The sequence below is a fragment of the Sphingobacterium corticibacter genome, from assembly GCF_003076635.1.
Classification (GTDB): Bacteria; Bacteroidota; Bacteroidia; order Sphingobacteriales; family Sphingobacteriaceae; genus Sphingobacterium; species Sphingobacterium corticibacter.
On sequence record NZ_QDKG01000005.1, the window covers coordinates 249653 to 272756 of the forward strand.

Below are 23104 nucleotides of genomic sequence, written 5' to 3' on the forward strand. Positions count from 1 at the left end.
TCATTTGTTAGTGACGTGTCCAAAAAATGTAATTAAATATTCCCACCGGATTAATTCAATTTGTACTTGACGTATTCCAGCTCTTCTAAACCTTCTAAGAACTCATTCGTCAGATTAATCTTTATCTGCTTGGCTGGCATCTCAATGGCCAGTTCATCCTGCATGTCCAATATCTTGAATTTGAGCTGACAGTTGGCTTGCTGATCCTCTACGACAGTGAGCGCAATTAGTTCCTCCAAGTTTTGTACGAACTCATCATTCAGTGACTGCAAAGGCACCTGAATGGTAAATGATTTGGCCATCTTATCGCGTAGATCAGACAGCAATTGGATGCTTCTTAATTCAAATCCCCAATTGCCGACTTGCTTGAAGCGCTCTTGCACGATACCACGTACTTGAATGAAATAACCTTCTTGTAAATAACCTTTGAACTTCACATAGTCCTCACCAAAAGCCATAATCTCGAAAGAGTCAGAATAATCCTCGATCACGAAGGATCCGAATGGTTTCCCATTCTTCTGCGACACGCGATGCGAAGCGGCAGCTACGATACCGCCGATTACAATTTCTCTATTTTTGATTTTGGCAAATTGTTGCGTCACCTCTTCGTCTACTTCCAAAGCCTTAGCCTGGTTAATGAGCTGTAGATCTGAAACTTTGTTGGCGCAAAAATGCGTCATCTCAAATTTATAGCTGTCCAAAGGATGATTGGTGAGGTAAATACCAATAACATCTTTTTCGTACTTCAGTTTTTCCACTAAACCCCATGGTGCACAAGGCGCGAATACCGGTTCAGGCAGTTCTGCTGATCCACCACCACCAAATAAACTGGCCTGTGCAGAACTTTCATTTTCTTTAAACCGCTGTCCGAAGCGGATCGCTTTTTCTAAACCCGTCGCTTGGTCTCCATCTTTATTGAAATACTGTGCTCGATGCGTATCGGTGAAACTATCGAATCCTCCCGCATAGGTCAGGCTTTCAAAAGCTTTTTTGTTCGCTGCGCGCAGATCAATGCGCTTGGCCATATCAAAGATCGATTTGTACAGACCTTTGTCACGATTCTGCACAATTGTATCCACCGCACCAGCTCCCACGCCTTTCACCGCGCCCATTCCGAAACGGATCGCGCCTTCGTCATTTACCGTAAATTTATAATGCGATTCGTTGACATCGGGTCCTAATACCACCAAACCCATACGCTTACATTCTTCCATAAAGAACGTCACCTGCTTGATGTCGCTCATATTGTTGGAAAGTACGGCAGCCATGTATTCAGCCGGATAATGTGCTTTCAAATAAGCCGTTTGGTACGCGATCCACGCATAACAGGTGGAGTGCGATTTGTTGAAGGCATAACTGGCAAAAGCTTCCCAGTCGGTCCAGATCTTTTCCAACGTTTTTGGGCTGTGACCTTTCGCGGCAGCCTGATCCACAAACTTCGGCTTCATTTTATCCAAAACCGCTTTTTGCTTTTTACCCATCGCCTTACGCAGTACGTCGGCATCACCTTTAGAGAATCCTGCCAGCTTTTGCGACAGCAACATCACCTGCTCTTGGTAAACCGTAATTCCGTACGTTTCTTGCAAATATTCTTCGCAAGCATCCAAATCGTAGGTAATCGGCTCAATACCGTGTTTACGCTTGACGAAGGAAGGAATATATTCCATCGGGCCGGGACGATACAACGCATTCATCGCAATCAAATCGGCAAAAACCGTTGGTTTCAGCTCCTTCATGTATTTCTGCATTCCGGGCGATTCGTATTGGAATACTCCAACCGTTTCTCCACGTTGGAATAACTCATAGGTCAACCGATCGTCGATTGGGAATAGATCGGGATCGAGCTCTATATTGTGCCGTAGGCGCACATTGACTACGGTATCTTTGATTAGCGTTAGCGTTTTGAGACCCAAAAAGTCCATCTTCAACAAGCCGGCACTTTCTACGACCGAGTTATCAAATTGCGTGACGTACAAATCTGAATCTTTGGCAACCGATACAGGGACAAAGTTGGTAATATCGTCTGGCGTGATGATAACTCCACAGGCGTGAATTCCGGTATTGCGCATGGATCCTTCCAGTACACGCGCTTGCTTGATGGTTTCGGCTTCTAGACCAGCACCATCCGCAATATCTTTCAGCCTCTTTACTGCTTCCAATTCATCGCCACGCAAGGCTTCTTTCAAAGCCTTCTCTTCCAAGTGGAAGATTTTGCTCAGTTTTAAGTTAGGAATCAGCTTTGCGATTTCGTTAGCATCCGACAAAGGTAAATCTAGTACACGCGCGGTATCTTTGATGGACGATTTGGCCGCCATCGTACCGTAGGTAATAATTTGCGCTACCTGCGATGCACCATATTTGTCGATCACGTATTGCATCACGCGACCGCGGCCTTCATCATCAAAGTCAATATCAATATCGGGCATGGAAACACGATCCGGATTCAAGAAACGCTCAAAAAGCAAATCGTACGCAATCGGATCAATATTGGTAATTCCAAGACAGTAAGCCACGGCTGATCCAGCCGCCGAACCCCTCCCCGGCCCTACAGAAACGCCCATATTTCTTGCCTCGGCAATAAAATCCTGCACAATCAAGAAGTAGCCGGGATAACCGGTATTTTCAATAGTGGCCAATTCGAAGTCCAAGCGTTCGCGAATGTCAGGCGTTATCTCGGGATATCGCTTTTCAGCACCAACATACGTAAGATGACGTAAAAAGGCATTCTCTCCGCGCTTGCCACCATCTAATTCATCTTCCTCGGATTTGAATTGCTCTGGAATAATAAATTTCGGAAGTAATACATCACGGTACAGGGAATAGGGCTCAATCTTGTCGATGACTTCCTGTATATTTATAATCGCCTGCGGCAGATCGGCAAAAGCCTTTTTCATCTCCGCATCAGACTTGAAATAGTATTCCTGATTAGGGAATCCAAATCGGTATCCGCGACCGCGACCTTTTGGGGTGGATAGCTTTTCGCCATCCTTCACACACAGTAAAATATCGTGTGCGTGCGCATCTGCCTTGCTCACGTAATAGGTATTGTTGGTAGCGAGCAGCTTGACGTTGTGCTTTTCGGAAAACTGAATCAAGGTTTCATTCACCCGAGATTCATCTTCCTGTCCGTGGCGCATAATTTCCAAATAGAGATCTTCGCCGAATTGCGCTTTCCACCACAGCAAAGCTTCCTCCGCTTGGCTTTCACCCATATTCAACACCTTCGACGGAATCTCGCCATACAGATTACCAGAGAGCACGATGAGGTGTTCTTTGTATTTCTCCACCGTAGCTTTATCGATCCGAGGCACATAATAAAACCCTTCGGTATAGGCCACAGAAGACATTTTAGCGAGGTTGTGGTAGCCCTGCTTATTTTTCGCTAAGAATACAACTTGATAGCCATTGTCTTTACGCGTTTTGTCGGTACGATCTTCACAGACATAAAACTCACAACCGACGATTGGTTTCAGCGTTTGTCCTTCGAAATGTTCACCGCTTTCTTCGGCTTCCTTTCGCTTGCCCTCTATAGATTTATTATGATCAAAGATCTTGCTCACGAATTTAAAAGCACCCATCATATTACCATGATCGGTAAGCGCCACAGCCTGATGACCTTGTTTGATCGCGGCATCGACAAGCCCGTCTACCGAAATAGTCGATTGCAAGACGGAGAATTGCGAATGATTGTGCAGGTGTGCGAACGGCGCATTCTCCAAGTCCGCCAACAAACTTTTGTCGACCACGATCCGGTCGGCATCGCCCGACTGCTCCGCGCGAAGCGCTTGCGAAGCAGCTTTGAGATTGACGTGACGCAGTCCGACGGTCGGAATGGTTTGTGGATTATGCGTTTTGAAATCTACAAAATATCCGGTATCGGTTTGTAAATCTTCAGCCGTGAATACTTCCTGACGTACCAACTCAAAGAAACAACGCGTAGTTGCTTCCACATCGGCAGTCGCATTGTGCGCTTCTGCGAATGGTACACCGAAAAGGTATTGGTGCAGTTCGGTCAGATTTGGCAGTTTAAAGCGGCCGCCTCGTCCGCCCGGGATTTTTAATAAATTAGCTGTTACTTCTGTACAGGTATCGAGCAGTGGCATCGTAGCCATGGGCGAATCGATTCCAAATCGATAAAACTCGCTGCCCATGATATTGATATCAAAGCCCACATTCTGACCCACCACAAATTTGGCTTTGCCGAGTGCATCATTGAACTTTTGCAACGCGTCGACGATAGAAATACCTTCTTCTGTAGCCAACTCGGTCGATATTCCGTGAATCTTTTCGGCGTCGTATGGGATGTTGAAACCGTCGGGTCGGATCAAAAAATCTTGATGTTCGACCAGATTACCCATCTCATCATGCAATTGCCAAGCAATTTGAATACACCTTGGCCAATTATCCGTGTCGGTAATCGGTGCATCCCAGCGCTTGGGTAATCCGGTGGTTTCGGTATCGAAGATAATATACATGTACTATAAACCTGATTTATGTATAACGACAAAAGCAGCACATGGTATATGCTGCTCTTTATTTTTTTATATGTATTGGCAAACAGCCTTTTAGTCGAGGATCACAACCTCTACTCGTCTGTTTTTCTGACGACCTTCTGGCGTTTTGTTATCACCAACTGGCGCAGTCTGTCCATGCCCTTTGGTACTGATACGAGATCCATACACACCAGCAGACTCTAGATATGCTTTTACAGATGCAGCACGTTTCTCGGATAGCCATTGATTGTAGTTAGCTTCGCCCGTAGAATCGGTGTGCCCGTCTACGCGTATTTTCTTTTTATTATCTGCATTCAACAAATCAGACAATTTATCCAACTCCGCTTTTGCTGCATTTGTTAGGTAAGAGGAATTACTTGGAAACAACAAGTCAGAAGAAAGCGTAAATTTAATTCCTTCATTCGTGCGCGCTGCATCTTTGAATTCTCCCTTTACGTTATTTAGGCCGTCATCCGTACCATCTTTAGAAATAACTGCACCTGGGTTTACGGTGATATTCTTGGACTTGCAAGAATAAAAAGCCAAAGTAGCAGCGATAGCAACAGGGATAAGGTTGATCCTTTTTATCATGTCTGGTAATATTTAATCGTTTTTGTAAATATAGTAAATCTAATTCAAACTGCTTTGGACAAATATCTTTTCTTGCACGGCTTTGATTTCAGGTATCTCACGATACAGCTTCCAAATCAGACCACTACGTGCATTTTCGATCATAATAGCTACTGATGCTTGATTAATCGACAGGTATTCGTCGGATACATCTTGATTTTTGAGATCTATCCATGCACGAAAACCGTATTCCGTCAATAATATATCTCCGTACTCCTTGTATAAAGTCAGCAATGCTTGCAAACCTTTTTGATAGTCTACCGCTACGGAAGACACACTGATTGCAGGATTAATCTGGGAGATCGCACGCTGATCTGTTTCTGATTGATACCCCCACACTGCTACATTGCGGGTACCGCGACCCGATTCATTATCTCTTCTTTTCACATATTCGGTGTAGCGCTTGAGTACGTCGCCAAAGGCGAAATCAGCGGTATTGGCTAATGCCGGATCAATGGTTAGAAAAGGCATATACATCGACAATAGATTGCGATTATTCAATTCGCCAAATGGAATACGCACACCGTACAACACCGTATCGCGCAAAATACTTTGCCTTTCTAATGCTTTATCCAGATCACTCATATCCGACTCCAATGTGGCATTAAGCTGGCGTTGATTTTGCAGCATAAGATCTGGATCAATATCTTCTGTACTATCTGTCAATAAGGTATTCTGCGTATAGTACTCGTAATTTAGATTATTGATGAACCCACTGGAGGATATACCATTTTTCGTAGAAGCCGCCGCTAAAATATACGTATTGATACTTTCGTTGAATCCACCCAACGGTTTAATTTCGGTCAATTCCTCTAGTACGCCCACATCAGCAACTAATACGTCTTCTGTATTGGCCATCACCAAAGCAGGCCAGTTAATATTGTCCCAGAGCTTATTGATTTTGTTACGGATATAGACCTCATCTTCACTTTCACCATTCAAGAACTGGCGTACAATCAATAGCGATTGTAGTATCGTTGTGGTTGCCGAAACGCTATAGTTGGGACGAGCATCCATATAGATCGGTTCTTTCTTTCTACCATCATAATAGGATGCAAAAACACCGTGTTTTTCAGGAACGGATTCTAAGAAATCTACCACGCGCTTAACGCGGTGCGTAAATGTATTCCTCGAAACGTATCCTCTTTCTACACCAACTAATAAGGATAATAAGGCTAACCCAGTTTCATTCGTGGACACGACGGTCTTTCCTTGTTGACGAAATGGGGTGTGCATGCCACTGTTGATATCAAAATTATCTACGAAGTAATTGATATGCGACCGCTGAATGAGATCAAACACTTGTTGATCTGCGAGCTTTACTGGCTTAACTTCTTGGATCGTTGAGTAAGGAGATTCTTTGTAATCGTAATCTACCCAAGCAATTTTGTAATAATATGTTTTGTCTAACGCAGGAACATAGTCTAATCCACCTTGCATGCTGATCGGGCGAATAGAAACCGGTTCGAAGGTTTTCTTATCTTCTGAGCGATAAATTTTTACGTACCGGATGCTCGGAGTCAAAGGCAATTGCCACTGTAAATGAATATTTCTATCGTAAGGTGTTACTTTAGAAAGTACTGCCGGCGAAGTCAAGCGTACTTTGGAATAATTGGCAGGAAGAAACTCTACCTGATCAATATAGATATGGTGCGCACCCGCACCTTGCTGATGCAAGACCACAGCTTTGATCGCGCTTTCGACATCTAAGCCGCGAATCTTGGCGATGGGAATACGTACGTCCAACCAAGTGTTTACATTGTAGTCTTCGATGAAATTGGCTAAATTAACTTTATCGCTATCGCTATTTTTCTGCCGAATAGACAGTGTAGGCAGCTGTTTACTGGTCGTTTTGTCCGAATGAACGTATAATTTGAGCACTAAAACATCTTTATTTGATATGCGGTAATGGTATTTTTGACGGCTATATTTGAGTGCTGCCTCCCAATTGCCACCTTCTGCATTCACATAACGCAATGAAAGGGAATTCCCAGGGGTAAAAAAAATACTGTCGGATACCGGCAGATGTTTGTCAACATTCTCGATCCAACTCCCTCCTTCAGAGCGAATTTCACTTTTAGCATAGACCCCCATAATGAGACTATTATCAAAAACAACCTCTGGATACGTGTCTGCGTATGCCTTGATCCCAACTAAAAGCCCTATACCTATAAGTAGATGTACAATTTTCATATTTTGTAATTAATCCATCAATATGTGAGCTATTGAGCAAAAATCAAACCAGTAAGTCGATTCTTTTAACAAAGTGATACAATCCCTCATGGTGACAGTTCTAACAAAAATAATTAGCGCATTACTAGGCCTTTAGTGTACTTGACGGCGCTGAAACGCACAAATAATTTCTGCATATCATTTTTCTAGCTATATTTGCAGCACCAAAAGCGAAAGTAGCTCAGTTGGTAGAGCACGACCTTGCCAAGGTCGGGGTCGCGAGTTCGAATCTCGTCTTTCGCTCCACAATGCCTAGGTGGTGAAACTGGTAGACACGCAGGACTTAAAATCCTGTTCCCGTTAAGGGAGTGCGGGTTCGATTCCCGCCCTAGGTACAAAACCCTTCATATCTTCGAGATATGAAGGGTTTTGTTGTTTTATGACCCTGACCAAATGTCTCTATGGGCAGCCAATTCATACTTTTTGTAGACATTTTGTAGACATACTCTAGCTGAATCACAAGAATCAGCCAGTACAGATTATTAATTCCAATCAAATCCTTAAATTTATAGTGAATACCATCATTATTAAACTAATATTTTGAAAGCAAAATTATGTTTACAGCAGAACAACTAAAGGCAGCACATAGCAAAGTAAAGTCTGGTGCAGATTTCCCAGCTTATATGCGAGAGATAAAAGAATTAGGCGTTACACATTACGAAGCCTACGTGAGCGACGGACGTATTGATTATCATGGAAATGATAACTATACGGTACAAGTATCCGAGCGTTATGATCCCATTCAGATTGCAGCGCAATTAAACGTGACCCTATTTAAAGCTGAACTTCTCGCCCACCAGCAGGGTAAAACCGACTACATCACCTTTATACGCATGTGTGCAGAAAACGGCATTGAAAAATGGAAGATCCGCATGGACGATATGACTTGTACTTATTACGATCTGGCACAGAATGAAATACTCACTGAGCAGATTCCGCAATAACAAAATAACAAGCACTTCGTGCCTTCCAAAATAATAGATAAAGTCGCGCTGATATCTCTCAAAGATCGACGCATGCTTTCTATACGCTGTAAAATGAATTTAATTAATTAAAGCTCGATAATTCTTGTTTAAGGTTATATGCTAATAATCTGTATGGTTATTCAATGCTATTAAATATTGATCAATGTATAACTGTTTTTCCCTTGATTTATATTGTTGAATGTAGCGCGGATGATCTACTGTAATTAAGCGATCAAAAAGCATTGCCTCCTTATTCAGCTTTTGAATAAACTGCGTATTCTTCTTGCCAAGAACAATCACTTCCGAGGTATCTAATCCCAGACTAATATGCTTGCGAAGTGACGCGATCATAAAATCCTTGACCATCTCAAATAGCCTCTTATCGTCGTAATAATTGGCATTAATCCACTTACCATTTTGCAAACGAGTCAATGCTAAAGGAAAAGGGGAATTGATATAAAAATTCTGATAAAAAGCTTTGGCTCCGCCGTAAGCTGCAATCACATCGTAAATAAAAACGGAGGAAATCTCATGTGTATGTGCTGATTGCATCGGTATGCCGCAAACGCTTTCCAATCGTTTGGTATCGGTAAATGGTACGCCCGTGACCCCTGCACCATGACGGCTGGGATTAATACCAATAATAAATCTACGTTGCTCTGTATCATTATAGTATTTTTCGTAAAACTGCCGCATCACGGGCATGGTTTCTGGATTATCCATATATGGATTGATCACACGAAATCCATCTGGTAGCAAACCATCATAGCGTAGCTTTTGGTTAAAATCGATTACTTCTTCTGCGAAGGTCTGCGCTTTACTCATAATATAATGCTCTTTCCTCTATCTGTATTGTTCCTATATGTATGGACAATACTAATTGTCCATACGGATTGTTTTCGTTTAAGCATAAAAATAAAGCATAGTGATCTCGCGGCAGCCAAACCCATATTACAAGAAAGCGGCTCCAATAAGAGCCGCTTTTCTATTTTAAAGTACAGTGCACTGCGCTGTTATTGCGCGGCAATCTTTTCTTCTAGCATCTTGATAAAGTATCCGCCTACTACGGAACGTGCTTTGAAGCCTCTGCGAACTGGTTTATCGGTAAATACCCAATCCGACATTGGCGTACGCGTGGTACAATTATTCATAAAATGATGTACTGGCTTTACAAATTGCTCGAAAGTAGCCTTATCATTCGCCATAGTAGCCGTCCAACAGATCCAATCCGTTTTAGTGTATGTTTCGCGATTATCTAATGGCAAGCCATATTCATTTTGCTTTGTCAGGTAATAGGCGATTTCAGTATCGATAATATCTTTATCGAACAAGCCCATATCAAACAATTTATCCCACACCATATTATATTTTTGGCTCCAGGTGCCCGATTTATCAAACGTCAGGCGGTAATGATCGCCATCATTGGCCATATTTTTCCATTTGGCAGCCATATCTTTGGCAATGGCTTCATACTTCGCGGCTATATCCTTTTTACCCAACATCGCAGCCATTTTCGCATACGAACCGATACCTACAATCGCTTTGATGGATAGATTCGCATTGTGTGCAAAGTGACCTGCAAAATCGTCTGTACACAATTGATTATCTGGATCCAAACCATTCTCTACCAAATAGTCGGTCCATGTCGTCAATACATCCCAGTGCTTTTCTGCATACTTGGCATGTTGTTCCATGCGCGCAATGGCATAAGTTAAGATCAACATATTACCAGACTCTTCCACAGGCATATCACCACCATATGTTTGTCCGTTGGCCAATGGATACGTACCGATATCATGCGCCGCAAATGGCTTCGTCCATTTTCCACTTTCACTGTAGGCAAAGATGAAGTTCAAAAGTGCTTTCGCTAATTCGGGATTGTAGTACAAATACAATGGAGCAGAAGGATACGTCACATCCACTGTACCAATCGACCCGTTGCTATCATTTTCTTTCGATAACAGCATCAAATCGCCATTCGGCGCTTCTACCAATTTGTGTGCAGCAATCGATTGGCGGTACGCCAATGCACACAATTCTGCATATTCTTTACCGCCTGTAGCCGTATATTGACGCATAAAATCTGCATCAAAAGCATCAGCTCGCTTGCGCAATGTCTTATATTGTTGATCTGCTTTGGCAAATACTGCTTCGATAGAGTTTTTTCCATCGACGTTCCAATAACCACGCAAGTTTTCGCCAAAATATTGAATCGAATACACATCATCATAACCTACCATCACATGATCATGGTGCGTCCCATTGACAAGGAATGATTTCGTGTAAGCAATATTTTGATGCCCATCAGATCCCGCTCCGCTTACCGCAGTAATGTCATTGCCCGCAGCAAATGCTTTTCGCAATGCCTGACTACCACCGGTTCCCACATGGGCATTTTGATCGCTACCCGCTAAATAAAAATAGCCCCAATCGATATTGATATGATCTCCACTACGTTGCAATACTGGTTGTGCGGCACTGCCTGTTTTGGCAAATAATAAGTTTCCTTGCTTACTGGTCGACGAAGTCGATGCTTGCGAAGGAAGGTTTAAAGCCCAATTCGGTGCTGCTTCAAAATAGATAGACATCTCACGAGGTGTGTCACTCTTGATATCGTACGAAATATAGTTTACTGGACGTGCAACAAGATTCAAATCATCCAGAAACAAAGGCGCGGTAAACGTGATTTTCAGATCCACATCGCCACAGCGGAAAGTGTAATGCGTCTGCATGGCTTGCACATCGACCGAGATCTGTTGTGCTGTTTTTTCAAACGATCGTGGTGTATCTTTCTCGACTACAACACCCACATCAAAGAAACCATTTCCGCCCGTATTGTGACAGTATCCAGCGATCAAATGTTCACCTCTTGTTAGTTTGGCTGTCTGTTCAGGACTTAGTTTCACACGCTTATTTTTGCCAGTCGCTGGTCCGCTATTTACGATTTCTTTCCCATCCAGATAAAGCACGACATCATCATCATGGGAATATTCTAGGTAAACAGTTTTACCGTTTAGATCCTGATCTAATTTAAATGGACGACGTACCCAGATTTTCTCTTCATTCCAAGCCGTTTTTGAAGCTTTTTCACTATCTGGCGTACCGAATGCTCCTTTACCAGTCTTCCAACCTTTATCATCGAATTTAGGAGAGAACCAATTTCCAGATGGCATTTTGGTCGTATATTTTCCATCCCAAGCGGCATCTTCGCCCATAGAAAGCAAAGCATACACTTCCACTTCTTCTGTCCCCATAAAGCGGTAGCTTTCATCGCCTACTTTCAATACACCTAATAATGGAAATGGACGCTCTGTCCAATGTTTTACGGTAGACCCGTACAGTTCATCGGTGTACGACCAAGCGCTAGTATTCGGGTCAATAGTGATCAATGGATAGGCTGGTGCCCGAAGACTACTTTTAGTGGATTGTGCTGTAGCAGTCAACGCTAGGGCGATCATCATCACGCCAGTAAAAAATCGTTTTATCATAGTATTTAAACGTTTCAGGAATCATCACATTTATTGATTAGCAATCAATCCTGGGATTCTAATAGGTTATTTTTTGAAATAAGGCGCCGCTTGTCGAGCAAAACTTGCGGTGTCGCCGGTGACGGTTGGCCAATCATCTTGCCAGTGAATTGGATCGAGCATCAATACCCGTCTTGATGTACCGCTGCCTACCCGATCATTATGCATATCTATGCCATGGTATAGCATCCAATCTTGCTTTTGATCATCGGTGATAATACGTGAATTGTGTCCAGTACCGACAAATCTAGAATTTCCTTTCAACACTAATGTACCGTTACCACGCTCAGCGATATCTTTTCCATTTTTATCGAGATAAGGACCTTTAAGTGTATGTGAGCGACCGACCAACACACGGTATGTACTTTTCTTACCTTCGCAACAGCTGCCTTTCGATCCAATAAAATAGTAATAATTGTTTCTTTTGTGGATAATGACGGCCTCAAAATCGCCCGCTGCTACTTTGAATTTCTTTGCATTCGGAGCAAGAGCCAAACCATCCTTCGTCAATTCTACCCCAAAATTGCCTTGAGTTGGCGCATCGCTAAAGCTGCCCCAGAACAAGTATTTTTTACCTTTGTCTTCGTAATAAAATGGATCGATGGAGTTGGGCACATCGATGCTTTTACTGTCAAATACCTTTCCTTGATCGGTAAATGGTCCTTGTGGTGATTTGCCAATCGCTAAGCCTATGCCGGGATTTGGATCGCCCCAAGTCGAATAGGCGTAATACATGTGATATTGATCCTTGACTTTCACGACATCTGGCGCCCAAATACCTCCCGCCGACTTCCAAGTCGGCTTTTCTTTCAAAGCAGTTCCTACCAAATTCCAATGTACGAGATCCGTTGATTGTAAAATAGGCACAAGCCGACTTCCTTGGCCATCACCCCAATTATCTTGCGTACCATAAGCGTAAAATGCTCCAGTAGACGGATCTCGATATACAGATGGATCTGCCAAAATCGGCTCAAAAACAGGATTTGCATAAGTTACCAATGAATCTGCAGATTGAATACTGCTGGAATCGCTACGTGTAGAATTACCGAAGCCAAATAACACCATGGCTCCCGCTGCGATGGGAAAAGAAACTTTAGAAAAATTCACAAACATCTGTACAAGAATTAACTCAATTTATAATGGTTGCAATGCCGACACAGGTAGCATATCGGCATTGCTGATTAGTTGTAGACAAGAATCTATAACGAATTTAGACATTAATGCTCGTAGCAATCTATCAATTTAGTTCATAAAATATCCAAATTGTCTCATAAAAAGGTTTTAGCAAATCATGCAATAGCGCAATTTGCTATCGTATATCTCTAGTCATTAAAGATGTAAAATCTTCTTGCGGAATACGATGTAGGCATGCCAGGTAGTGCAAAAGACGAAGATGCCCTCCAGTATGTGAAGGATTATTAAGTCACTCATAATAATCTTTTTTAAGTTTATCTCATCAATATAGGTGCCAACATTTATCATATCTTACTAGCTACCAACGCATACAGCATCGGAATCCTATTTTCCAAATGCTGAATCCGAAACTTTCCAGGCTCAAATTCTACGGTATGACTAAAACAATCGTACGGTGAATAATCAAACTCCTCAAAATGAGAAACCTGTAATCCATTGGCCAATAAACTCCCCAACACCTCACCCAAACTGTGATTCCACATCACATAATCCTGATTAATATTAGCATCTTTATCGGCATAGGTGCCATTTTCGTTTTCTTTGATCGCACCTGAGTTGAAATAATTATATCCTACTTTAGTAAAATCATCATCAAACATCCAGACGACCGGATGAAATTCTACAAACACCAATTTGCCACTAGGCTTAAGATAATGGCTGATGATTTTGGCCCAACGATCCAAATCGGGCAACCAACCAATCACGCCATAGCTGGTAAATACATAATCAAATTGCTCGTTCAGATGAGACGGCAGATCATAGATATCACTGCAGATAAATTTTGCGGAAGAATTAGTTTGCTTCGCAATATCAACGGCAGTTTGTATCGCTTTATCAGATAGATCCACGCCAGTTACTTCCGCACCTGATCGACTTAGAGAGATAGAATCTTGTCCAAAATGACATTGCAAGTGCAAGATGGACTTGTCTCGCACATCACCTAACAATTGAAGCTCAATATCTTTCAGTGAGCTTTTGCCTTGCAAAAAGCCCGGCATATCATAAAATGCAGATTTCAAATGTGCATCCGTTCTATTGTTCCAAGATACGCGATTAATGGCTATGTAGTCTTCGCTTTTAGTCATATTTTAAGTCGTGAACCTAAAGATATGAAATTCTTCATCGTCCACCGAAATCCGAGAAACATATCACTACTACTTATTCGCTATTTTTCGACGACAAAAATACTGTTGATGTTGGCAAATTCCGTAGAAAATGGACCGAATTCCTGTACTGCACCATTAACCCATAAGGTGGGCATATTCCCCGTTTCCGAACGCACAGCTCCCACTGTGTAGACATTTCGTTTGATCACGTGCATACCCGAAGCAGAACGTGCTGGTCCGTATGGAGTTTGCAGTTCCATTATCTCCTTGTTACGCCAAATACGACCCATCAAGTTTTCTCCTTGCTGTACCTGACCACAAACATAGACTTGGCCATCGTCTACCGCAATCGCTCCAGTACGCGAATAAATATCTCCAGATGGCAATACCGCTTCTTCGCCATTCTTCCAATATTTGGCATTCTGATCAAATTCAGCATCTGCATAACCTGCTACATATACATCTGCGCCATCTACAAAAATGCCGGTACTAAAGGTATTCACATTGGGTTTTGATAAGGCATAGCGCACATTATTCTTCCAATAAACCGCGGTATTGCTACCACTATTATTTTCGTATCCCGCGATATACACATCATTTCCTACAACCATAACATCTTGCGGATAAGCCGACAAATTCCCATCACCAATGGTACTAGCCTCGCCATTTTTCCACAAAGTCGGAATCGCTCGGCCAGCAACGCTAATAGTTCCAACGACATATACGTCGGAAGCAACTACATACACCGCTAAAGCTCGCGCGGTAGCCCTATTAGGAATAGCAAGTTCTTCAGGAATACTATTTTTCCACAACATCGCTTTAGCTGGTTGAGCCATAGCACTAGCATCTCGGTTGACGTATCCTACCACATACACATCATCATTAGATACGAAAATATCTGAGGCAATAGCAGCAACATTTCCACTATAAGGCAGAGAATGTGCGACATTATTATGCACGTAAAATGGTTTATTGATACTATTTTCTTTGCGAATACCTGTTGCGTAAATATCTACTTGTATGTTTTCTGGCTCTTCTGGCAATTCCTCATCATTATTCTTTTTGCATGAAATGATCTGACAAAGGAATAGGCTAAGAAATAAAAAGACAATAAGTGTCTTGCGATCGTAATACATTCGAGAATAGTTTTTCATAGGTGAACAGATCTGCAAATCTAATTCCATGATTTGCAGGTATCATCCGTTGTAGATAACATGTATATATAAAAAGTGTGGCTTACAATGCATGATGATGGTTATTTGCATTTGATTTTGTCATCCATAGAGTCTCACATTCGTTAGCAAAACACCCGATATCACATCAAACATTTATTCCCTACGACAAAACTTTATGAGCCGACAAAATCCATTATCTTTGCGAACATTTCAATAGCAAACACAGTGATTAGCATCAACAATATCTCGGTTTCCTTCGGCGGCACCACCCTTTTTAGTGACGTATCTTTCTCGATCAATGAAAATGATAAAATTGCCTTAATGGGCAAGAACGGCGCAGGTAAATCTACTTTATTAAAAATCATTGCGGGAGCAGGAAAGCCTTCAACAGGTAACATTTCCGCCCCGAAAGAAGCGGTGATCGCTTACCTACCGCAGCATCTTTTGACGCAAGACAATGTGAGCGTGTTTGAGGAAACTTCCAAAGCATTTGACGAAGTCTATCAAATGCAAGCGCAGTTGGAGGAACTGAATGAACAGTTGACCGTGCGAACGGATTACGAAAGTGATTCTTACATGGAGCTGATCGAGCAGGTTTCGGAGTTGAGCGAACGTTTTTATTCGTTGGAAGAAACCAATTACGACGCGGAAGTAGAAAAGGTGTTGAAAGGTTTAGGATTTGAGCGATCAGATTTCACCCGTCAAACATCGGAGTTTTCGGGAGGATGGCGCATGCGCATCGAATTGGCCAAAATCTTACTCAAAAAACCAGATCTAATTTTGCTCGATGAGCCCACCAACCACATGGATATTGAGAGCATACAATGGTTGGAAGATTTCTTGATCAATTCTGCCAAAGCGGTGGTCGTGATTTCCCATGACCGTGCATTTGTCGACAATATTACCAACCGTACCATTGAGGTGACGATGGGTCGCATTTATGATTACAAAGCGACTTACAGCCATTACCTAGAATTGCGCAAAGAACGACGCCAACATCAGTTGAAAGCTTACGAAGAACAACAGCGCTTCATTGCCGACAATCAGGAGTTTATCGACCGCTTCCGGGGTACGTATTCGAAGACATTACAGGTACAATCGCGTGTGAAGATGTTGGAAAAATTAGAGATTATCGAAGTAGATGAGGTAGATACTTCGGCATTGCGATTGAAGTTCCCTCCTGCTCCACGCTCTGGTAAATATCCGGTGATGGTCGAGGAATTAACCAAACGATATGGCGAGCACACCGTATTTGAGAAAGCTTCTATGGTAATCGAGCAGGGTGAAAAAGTAGCTTTCGTAGGTAAAAATGGTGAAGGAAAGTCGACGATGATCAAAGCGATCATGGGCGAGATTGATTTCGAAGGATCGCTAAAAGTGGGTCACAATGTCAAGATCGGTTACTTCGCACAGAATCAAGCGGCTTTGCTGGATCAGGAAATGACGGTTTTTGAAACGATTGACCAGATTGCTGTCGGTGATGTACGGGTCAAAATCAAAGATCTCTTAGGCGCATTTATGTTCAGTGGAGAAGATACCACGAAGAAGGTGAAAGTGCTTTCCGGTGGTGAGAAAACACGTTTGGCGATGATCAAATTGCTCTTAGAACCGGTTAATGTGTTAATTCTCGATGAGCCGACCAACCATTTGGACATGAAAACCAAAGACATCATCAAAGATGCGTTGCAGGATTTTGATGGGACGTTGATTTTGGTATCGCATGATCGAGATTTCCTAGATGGACTTGCGAAAAAGGTATTTGAATTTGGCAACAAGCGTGTCCGCGAACATTTTGAGGATATCAAAGGATTCTTAGAATACAAGAGAATGGATAACCTCAAAGATATTGAGAAATAGTTATTATACTTCTATTGCTATGTCATTTTGAATTAAATGTTTGTCATATGATAAAGCTGGATTCTTTTATCTGCCTGTAGCTCGTGCCTCATTGATATACATACGCACACCAACCTGTGCTTGCCAACGGCTTCCTTGTGGCACAAAAGTAGGATCTAGATCCGCGCGCAAGCTAGGATCTGTCGCTTTGCGATAGTCCACTGCGGCAAAAAATCCTAAGTCATTCTTCCCGAAAAAGCGACCAATATATTCGCCTTTTAATTGTGCTCCCCAATAACGTGCTTGATAATAGTAATAATCGGTGAAAACCACATTCTTGACGAATTCAGATTTTGCGATCGGATTGTAATTTAATGTCGTAGATGTAGGTAGATTCAAATAGGGATGAGCCGATAGTCGGATGCTATTGCCCGAAGCGCGCGTGTGATACAGACTCGCCCACAATCCCAATTCCATATTTCCTGCATCGAGCAAAACTGATTGTACCAAATCTTGTCTGCGAATGGTGTGATGACTTAAATCTAAACCAATTTCTTTGACGGTAGCTTTATCCTTCCCCCAAAGTAGACGATAACTGCCTGCTAAATCCATCGTATTCACTTTGTAATTGACAATTTCCAAGCTTCCTGTCGTTCTGGTATTACCATCTGATCCTATTTGATATCCGCCATTTACGGTGAGCATCTGTTGTTTGCTTTTGTTCGATGGGCTATACAAAGCAATTTGTCCATGGACGCTATGCAAATCGAAAATGCCTAACGGGCCACTGTACTTTACGGAAGATTTATCATTGACTTGATTCGTATTGTGATACCATTGGTATTCTCCTACAGCTTGCACACGCCATCCATTCATGGTAGCGGCATATTCTAAACCAGCACCTTTGTAAGTATCGACCTTAGAGCGGGCCACAGAATCGCGTACAACAGAGCTACCATATCCATAACTCATATGATAGATGCGATCCGGATATAAGGACGATTCTTTAAATACCAAGCTTTTGTAGACTAAACTTACCTGCTCATCTGCCTTACCAATGAGTCCGTAAATACCAACTGCGTGATTATCGATCTTAAAAGCCACACCCGGACGAGCTCTCAATTCAAAACGCTGAGAACTCAAGCGCGGATCTACCGTGCCGGCAGACCAATGCCGGTGGTAATCTAGTTTCAAAAAAGGTTGTATATGCGCATTCACCTTATAACCTAGCGCCGCGTTCAAGATATAATTCTGCCGTTGATACTCTCCGCTTTTATTTGCGTAAGCATAATAGGGCGCTAGCTCATTCATATTGCTACGCAAACTATTGGCTAAACTATCTTCGAATTGATTATTAAATTCGAAACGAGCACCAATCTGGAATCGCCCTAACTGATTGAATCCTGTGGCCACAAAATTGGTCATCCGCTCGCTGTAAGCCTGCTGTGCTTTCCGAAAGCTGCCTCCACCAAATTGTTGATTCAACTGAACCATGCCGTAGCTTTCCCGATCCGATTGCATCCTGAACGTGGGCGACAAAATCAAGGCTTCCGCAAACTGCTGGTCTTGTCGAAAGAAATAAACAGAGTCCAAGCTGCGCTGCGCATGCGCAGCGACAACTTGGACTAATAACAATAAGGTGATTACTAATCTAGTACTCATGTGTTTTATTAATCAATAAAAGAGCTTTCGCCTTTAGATGAGTTCGCACGATTCAAGAACCCAAAGTCGTTCGTAGAATTGTTGGTATCTAACAAGATACGTCGTCCATTGACCTTTTTGGCCGTTTTACGGACGACAGATTGGCTGGAGAACGGTCCACCTGGAACGGAAATCGCCCCGGCGTCAAAACGCTGTGGCAAACGTCTTGGCAAACGATCGGCTACAACAGGTGTTTCCACTTCTACCGCATCGATAATATACTGAGTTGGCAACTGTGGATAGCGGCGTGTATCCGTGGAAACGGTACGCTCAATAGGTGATGCGAAAGCTGGCAGATTTTCTACTTGGATAGAAGCATCCAATTTTACAATCGCATACGATTCACGTGTTTGTGGTGTGAAAGTCCAATCGCGTCCTTGATCTATAAAGATCACATCCATATTAGGTACATTTAGGTTATCGACATCAGTCGCCAAAGGTGAGCTCGCCGCATTGATCCGCTTGAGGTATTCTGCCATATTTACCTCAAAATCTGCACCGCTCAAATCTACGGTCAACGTCGGATCACCTGCAGTGATGACCTTTCCATTCAAATCCGTGTACGATCCGGCATGATTCACCGCAGTAGCCGCAACGATAATGCTTTTGCCCGGTTCGACCTTATGTTTTTTTCCTGTACCATCGCTTGGTATACGCATTATAGATTTAGCATACACGAAGTCTTCGTTTGGATCACCATTTGAAAAAATCATACCCACAGATTTACTCCAATCAAACTGATTGTTCGATAACGAGTAAGCATCGGTACTGCGATTGGGTTTTCCATAAATGGTGACCAATAACAAACTATCTGCATATAGATCTTCGGAGGTATTATTATAAATCTCAATAAAATTATCCCGGTTGGTAGCGGCACTTCTTGTATCGGAGCCAGCGTAATAAATTTGTTTGATCACAAAACCACCGACTGTTTCACTAGGAACCAAAGTAATGGTAAAGTTCTCGTCCGCAAAAATGGATTTATTATTTAAAGCATAGTTTAAGAAGAAATCATCTTCTTGATTTGTACCCGTCAATGCGGTATATTCCGCCGCAGTTAGTTTCAGTGATACATTTACCGAATATATGCCCGGAACCATATCGCTCAATTGGATCTGACCATTCGCATTGGCTTTTAGGGTATATTTTGTACTATTCGCATTGCTTTCTAGGGTAATTTCGGCTTTATCATAGGGAACTGTAAAAGGCACCTTCTCTTCGTCCACAGCCAGTTGTATCTGTACATTGACTGGTATCGCTTGTTGCTGGTCTTTTTGACATCCGGCTATAATCAATAGCGTAATGGAGGCAAATAATAAAGTAATTCTAGTTTTCATATATGTGATTGGGTTGATTATTATTCAATTTATCTTATAATTTAAAGGATACTCCGCCCGTAATACTCAATGGGCTATTATAACGCGTAATGACTTCTATTCCGTTAGTGGGATTGATGAAGGAAGATTGCGGGCGCAAGTTGAAGGTATTGTAAGCCGTCACCGCAATCCGCATTTTCTTGCCAATTTCCTTAGCCACAGAAACGGAGAAATTAGCGTATACGATGCGCTGCTCCGAGCTACTTGCACTCAGATCGCGTCCGGGAATAATGCCGGCTGCTTGCTGTTCTGGCGTCAGCCAAACGCGTTGCATCGTCGCATCGAGGTAGGCAATGGCGGGCTGTGTAGCTGCTTTATGCAAGGATGACATTTTGTTCATCCAATTGATATCCATGTAGGTCATGATCACAAAACCTAGTTTAGGAATATGCGTCGTCGAATTCAACTTACTTGTAAGAATATAGCGCTGCTGACTATTTAATGGATTATATAAAGCATACCAAATATTTTGACCATCAATAACCACCGGTTGTGCCAGGCGGGTATCTTCCAAGATATCGCCATTATCTTGCCGCGAGAGGATAAATGAGGTACTGGTTAGAAAACTGGTTTCGATCGCTTTGATTTTCTTCGTAGACAATGACCAGTCAAAACCATACGTGTAGGAACTTCTAACATTGGCAATCTGATTCACCGAGTTGTCGTAATAGGTGACGTACTCACCCGTCTCATTATAATTTATTTTGCCTGCCGTCGCATCATATTCAAAGGCAAATTGCGGCAAAGTGACGGGATAAAATTGCTTGACCGAATTAAATCCATTGGTATTATGCTTAAAATAGCCATTCAATCTCGAAGAGATGAATTTATCTCTATAATTGATGTTGAGCTCACCTTGCATCGATCGGCTGGGTTTCAAGTTGGCATTAGCCAATTCAATCCTTTCGGTATGCAAGAGATAAAGACTGGTATTACCATAACTCACATTTCCGAGCGGAATATCGATCCATGTTGGCGGTGGATATCGGTGTAATAAAGTAGGCGACTTCGTCGCAATACCGTACGCTGCAGATACTTGCCAATGCTTGTCAAGCACGATTTGTGTACTGAGCCGAGGCTGCACCGATAAAGATCCGTTTTGCGAATCAAACCGAATACCCAAGCTGCTGTTCATCGCTTTGCCCAACCAGCGATAGCGAATATTATCGGTCAGGTAAAGCCCAGCATTAAATATTGCCGGCGTAAGTTCAAAAGAATACGGTCGTACATTTTGGTCACTAACGTCTATCCAGCGCGGACGCAGTGGGTCCGCAATTATTCCTCGCCCACCATTATTCGCGTAATTTCCATTCGCGCCATAACTCAGTACATGGGAGAATCCGCCCAGCCGAAAACGGCTAGCAAATCGTAAGTTGGCACTAGCCGTAATGGGATTACCGACGATGCGCTCTTCTGACATATACCGACCACTTACCAATAGGCCTTCATAGATTCCAGTTGTATCTTTTCCGCCAACCGGTATTCCACCGCGATTCAACAACACCTGCGCAGAACTTTCTTGATTGCGTTCGGAGTACGAAGCACTAAAATTGATATCATCGAGCCAAGGTTTATCTACCTTAATGACCATATTATTAGAAATACGGATTCCCGATTCGGTAGATTCATAGCTTTTTTGTGTATCGTCGTCCGGATCGAGCTTTACCTCATCCAATCGTTGATTAAAATCTATACTGAGCTTATTACGGAAATAGCGGTACTGTGGCGTATTCCACCGGATACCCATGCCATAGCGGCGATATTCCTGAAAACGGTCGGTGAGATTGGAGTTCGATTTCGCATAATTACCATCTACCATCAATCCACCCCAGCCTTTCGGCAAATCGAACCCTTTATTGAGCGAGTAATTCTGCGATCCGCCATTGATGTTGGTAGTAAAATGCCATGGAGATCGTCCCGCTTTACGCTCGATCAAAATAGCACCATCCGTCAATTCACCAAATTCAGCCGATGCCACGCCTTGAATTACTTCAATCTTTTCAATGGATTCGACGGGGATTTCGCGTAAATCAATACCTCGAAACGGCACATCTGCCGTATTCCCACCATTCGTTGCTGGCAACGCGCTACCGCCCATTCCCCATTGCCCTGGCAAGCGAGATTGCATATTTGCATCATTCGATAAGGCTACACCGTCCATAATAATAGGCACACCCAACGAATTGTTCAGCGCATCGCTACCACCCAAGGTATTACGTAAAGTGAGCGTTTGCGGTGCATTGATATTTGGCGCGCTGATCTGTCTGCCTGGCAAATTATTCAGTACGTCCAACAAACTAAATGCTTGCACGCGTTCTATAGCTTCTTCGTCGAAGGTAATGGACGAAATAGAGTTCTTGGTTCCTTCAAACGTCGGGTTTACATCGATCTGCTCCAACGTTAAACTATTGTCCACCAAAGTGACAACTATAGGTTTGTTCAGATCGCTTTTAGCGATTTTTTGCTTAATAGTTTTTTTGCCGATATACGAAACGATTAAGGTGATATCACCTTCATAAGCCGACAACGAAATACTAAAAGCACCTTGCTTATCTGTACGAGTTTGCTGTTGTGTTTCCTCTATATATACGTTAGCCAAAGAAAGCTTTTCCCCTACGTGGCCATCGTAAACTATTCCAGATATATTGGGAATTTTACGGACCTGCGCTTGCCCCGACAAAGGGATGAGATGGATAACAAGAAGAATTACACACGCCATTTTGATAGCGATAACGCATATTTTCCCTAGGTTGACCATTATTTATATTTATTCTAAATAGTGTGCAAATGTAAAAGATATTTTCCCATACGCCTAATTATTTTTAATAATTCTAAATAAAACCCGTAATTTCGCAGCAATTTAGAGGAG

Annotated in this window: 13 protein-coding genes and 2 tRNA genes; 4 read left to right on the forward strand and 11 right to left on the reverse strand. The window is 42.6% G+C overall.

Annotated features, from left to right (window positions below; all coding sequences use genetic code 11):
- Positions 1 to 50: 50 nt before the first annotated feature.
- The 3 genes from dnaE to DC487_RS13970 form a co-directional block, all read right to left on the reverse strand.
- The gene (dnaE, locus tag DC487_RS13960; protein WP_116776574.1) at positions 51 to 4475 is read right to left on the reverse strand and encodes a DNA polymerase III subunit alpha; all 4425 of its coding nucleotides are present in this window, start codon (positions 4473 to 4475) and stop codon (positions 51 to 53) included.
- Positions 4476 to 4565: 90 nt separating this feature from the next.
- Positions 4566 to 5084, reverse strand: a complete 519-nt coding sequence (locus DC487_RS13965) for an OmpA family protein (RefSeq protein ID WP_239016390.1) — start codon at positions 5082 to 5084, stop codon at positions 4566 to 4568.
- Positions 5085 to 5123: 39 nt separating this feature from the next.
- The gene (locus DC487_RS13970) at positions 5124 to 7316 is read right to left on the reverse strand and encodes a glucoamylase family protein (RefSeq protein ID WP_116776575.1); all 2193 of its coding nucleotides are present in this window, start codon (positions 7314 to 7316) and stop codon (positions 5124 to 5126) included.
- Between the two features lie 209 nt (positions 7317 to 7525).
- Here DC487_RS13970 and DC487_RS13975 point away from each other — a divergent pair.
- From DC487_RS13975 to DC487_RS13985, 3 genes are all read left to right on the forward strand, one after another.
- Positions 7526 to 7601: transfer RNA gene (locus DC487_RS13975), tRNA-Gly, on the forward strand.
- A gap of 4 nt (positions 7602 to 7605) precedes the next feature.
- A tRNA-Leu gene (locus DC487_RS13980) sits at positions 7606 to 7690 on the forward strand.
- Positions 7691 to 7909: 219 nt separating this feature from the next.
- On the forward strand, positions 7910 to 8299 hold the full coding sequence (locus DC487_RS13985) for a DUF1398 domain-containing protein (RefSeq protein WP_116776576.1): 390 nt from the start codon (positions 7910 to 7912) through the stop codon (positions 8297 to 8299).
- A 141-nt stretch (positions 8300 to 8440) separates the two neighbouring features.
- Here DC487_RS13985 and DC487_RS13990 read toward each other — a convergent pair whose 3' ends face one another.
- The 5 genes from DC487_RS13990 to DC487_RS14010 form a co-directional block, all read right to left on the reverse strand.
- Positions 8441 to 9145, reverse strand: coding sequence for an SMUG2 DNA glycosylase family protein (locus DC487_RS13990; RefSeq protein ID WP_116776577.1), 705 nt, complete (start codon positions 9143 to 9145; stop codon positions 8441 to 8443).
- Positions 9146 to 9333: 188 nt separating this feature from the next.
- Complete coding sequence (locus tag DC487_RS13995) at positions 9334 to 11808, reverse strand: glutaminase family protein (RefSeq protein ID WP_116776578.1); 2475 nt, start codon at positions 11806 to 11808, stop codon at positions 9334 to 9336.
- Positions 11809 to 11874: 66 nt separating this feature from the next.
- The gene (locus DC487_RS14000; protein WP_239016391.1) at positions 11875 to 12960 is read right to left on the reverse strand and encodes a family 43 glycosylhydrolase; all 1086 of its coding nucleotides are present in this window, start codon (positions 12958 to 12960) and stop codon (positions 11875 to 11877) included.
- 365 nt (positions 12961 to 13325) lie between these two features.
- Positions 13326 to 14126: a class I SAM-dependent methyltransferase gene (locus tag DC487_RS14005; RefSeq protein WP_116776579.1), complete on the reverse strand. Its 801-nt coding sequence runs from the start codon at positions 14124 to 14126 to the stop codon at positions 13326 to 13328.
- A gap of 80 nt (positions 14127 to 14206) precedes the next feature.
- Positions 14207 to 15301 carry a hypothetical protein gene (locus tag DC487_RS14010; protein ID WP_165799093.1) on the reverse strand — a complete coding sequence of 365 codons (1095 nt, stop codon included), beginning with the start codon at positions 15299 to 15301 and terminating at the stop codon, positions 14207 to 14209.
- Between the two features lie 246 nt (positions 15302 to 15547).
- On the opposite strand from DC487_RS14010, the gene DC487_RS14015 reads away from it, so the two are divergent.
- Positions 15548 to 17179, forward strand: a complete 1632-nt coding sequence (locus DC487_RS14015) for an ABC-F family ATP-binding cassette domain-containing protein (RefSeq protein WP_116776581.1) — start codon at positions 15548 to 15550, stop codon at positions 17177 to 17179.
- A gap of 66 nt (positions 17180 to 17245) precedes the next feature.
- Here the strand turns inward: DC487_RS14015 and DC487_RS14020 are convergent, their stop codons facing one another.
- From DC487_RS14020 to DC487_RS14030, 3 genes are read right to left on the reverse strand one after another with little or no spacing between them, the layout of a single operon-like run.
- The gene (locus DC487_RS14020) at positions 17246 to 18820 is read right to left on the reverse strand and encodes a DUF6850 family outer membrane beta-barrel protein (protein ID WP_116776582.1); all 1575 of its coding nucleotides are present in this window, start codon (positions 18818 to 18820) and stop codon (positions 17246 to 17248) included.
- 8 nt (positions 18821 to 18828) lie between these two features.
- Positions 18829 to 20196, reverse strand: coding sequence for a DUF4876 domain-containing protein (locus DC487_RS14025; RefSeq protein ID WP_116776583.1), 1368 nt, complete (start codon positions 20194 to 20196; stop codon positions 18829 to 18831).
- A gap of 34 nt (positions 20197 to 20230) precedes the next feature.
- Positions 20231 to 22954: a TonB-dependent receptor gene (locus tag DC487_RS14030; RefSeq protein WP_165799094.1), complete on the reverse strand. Its 2724-nt coding sequence runs from the start codon at positions 22952 to 22954 to the stop codon at positions 20231 to 20233.
- Positions 22955 to 23104: the final 150 nt, after the last annotated feature.

Coding starts and splice junctions, on each gene's coding strand:
- DC487_RS14020 (WP_116776582.1), bottom strand. CDS start 18,820: ATGAGTACTAGATTAGTAATCACCTTATTGTTATTAGTCCAAGTTGTC.
- dnaE (WP_116776574.1), bottom strand. CDS start 4,475: ATGTATATTATCTTCGATACCGAAACCACCGGATTACCCAAGCGCTGG.
- DC487_RS13970 (WP_116776575.1), bottom strand. CDS start 7,316: ATGAAAATTGTACATCTACTTATAGGTATAGGGCTTTTAGTTGGGATC.
- DC487_RS13990 (WP_116776577.1), bottom strand. CDS start 9,145: ATGAGTAAAGCGCAGACCTTCGCAGAAGAAGTAATCGATTTTAACCAA.
- DC487_RS14000 (WP_239016391.1), bottom strand. CDS start 12,960: ATGTTTGTGAATTTTTCTAAAGTTTCTTTTCCCATCGCAGCGGGAGCC.
- DC487_RS14030 (WP_165799094.1), bottom strand. CDS start 22,954: ATGGCGTGTGTAATTCTTCTTGTTATCCATCTCATCCCTTTGTCGGGG.
- DC487_RS13965 (WP_239016390.1), bottom strand. CDS start 5,084: ATGATAAAAAGGATCAACCTTATCCCTGTTGCTATCGCTGCTACTTTG.
- DC487_RS14005 (WP_116776579.1), bottom strand. CDS start 14,126: ATGACTAAAAGCGAAGACTACATAGCCATTAATCGCGTATCTTGGAAC.
- DC487_RS14025 (WP_116776583.1), bottom strand. CDS start 20,196: ATGAAAACTAGAATTACTTTATTATTTGCCTCCATTACGCTATTGATT.
- DC487_RS13995 (WP_116776578.1), bottom strand. CDS start 11,808: ATGATAAAACGATTTTTTACTGGCGTGATGATGATCGCCCTAGCGTTG.
- DC487_RS13985 (WP_116776576.1), top strand. CDS start 7,910: ATGTTTACAGCAGAACAACTAAAGGCAGCACATAGCAAAGTAAAGTCT.
- DC487_RS14010 (WP_165799093.1), bottom strand. CDS start 15,301: ATGAAAAACTATTCTCGAATGTATTACGATCGCAAGACACTTATTGTC.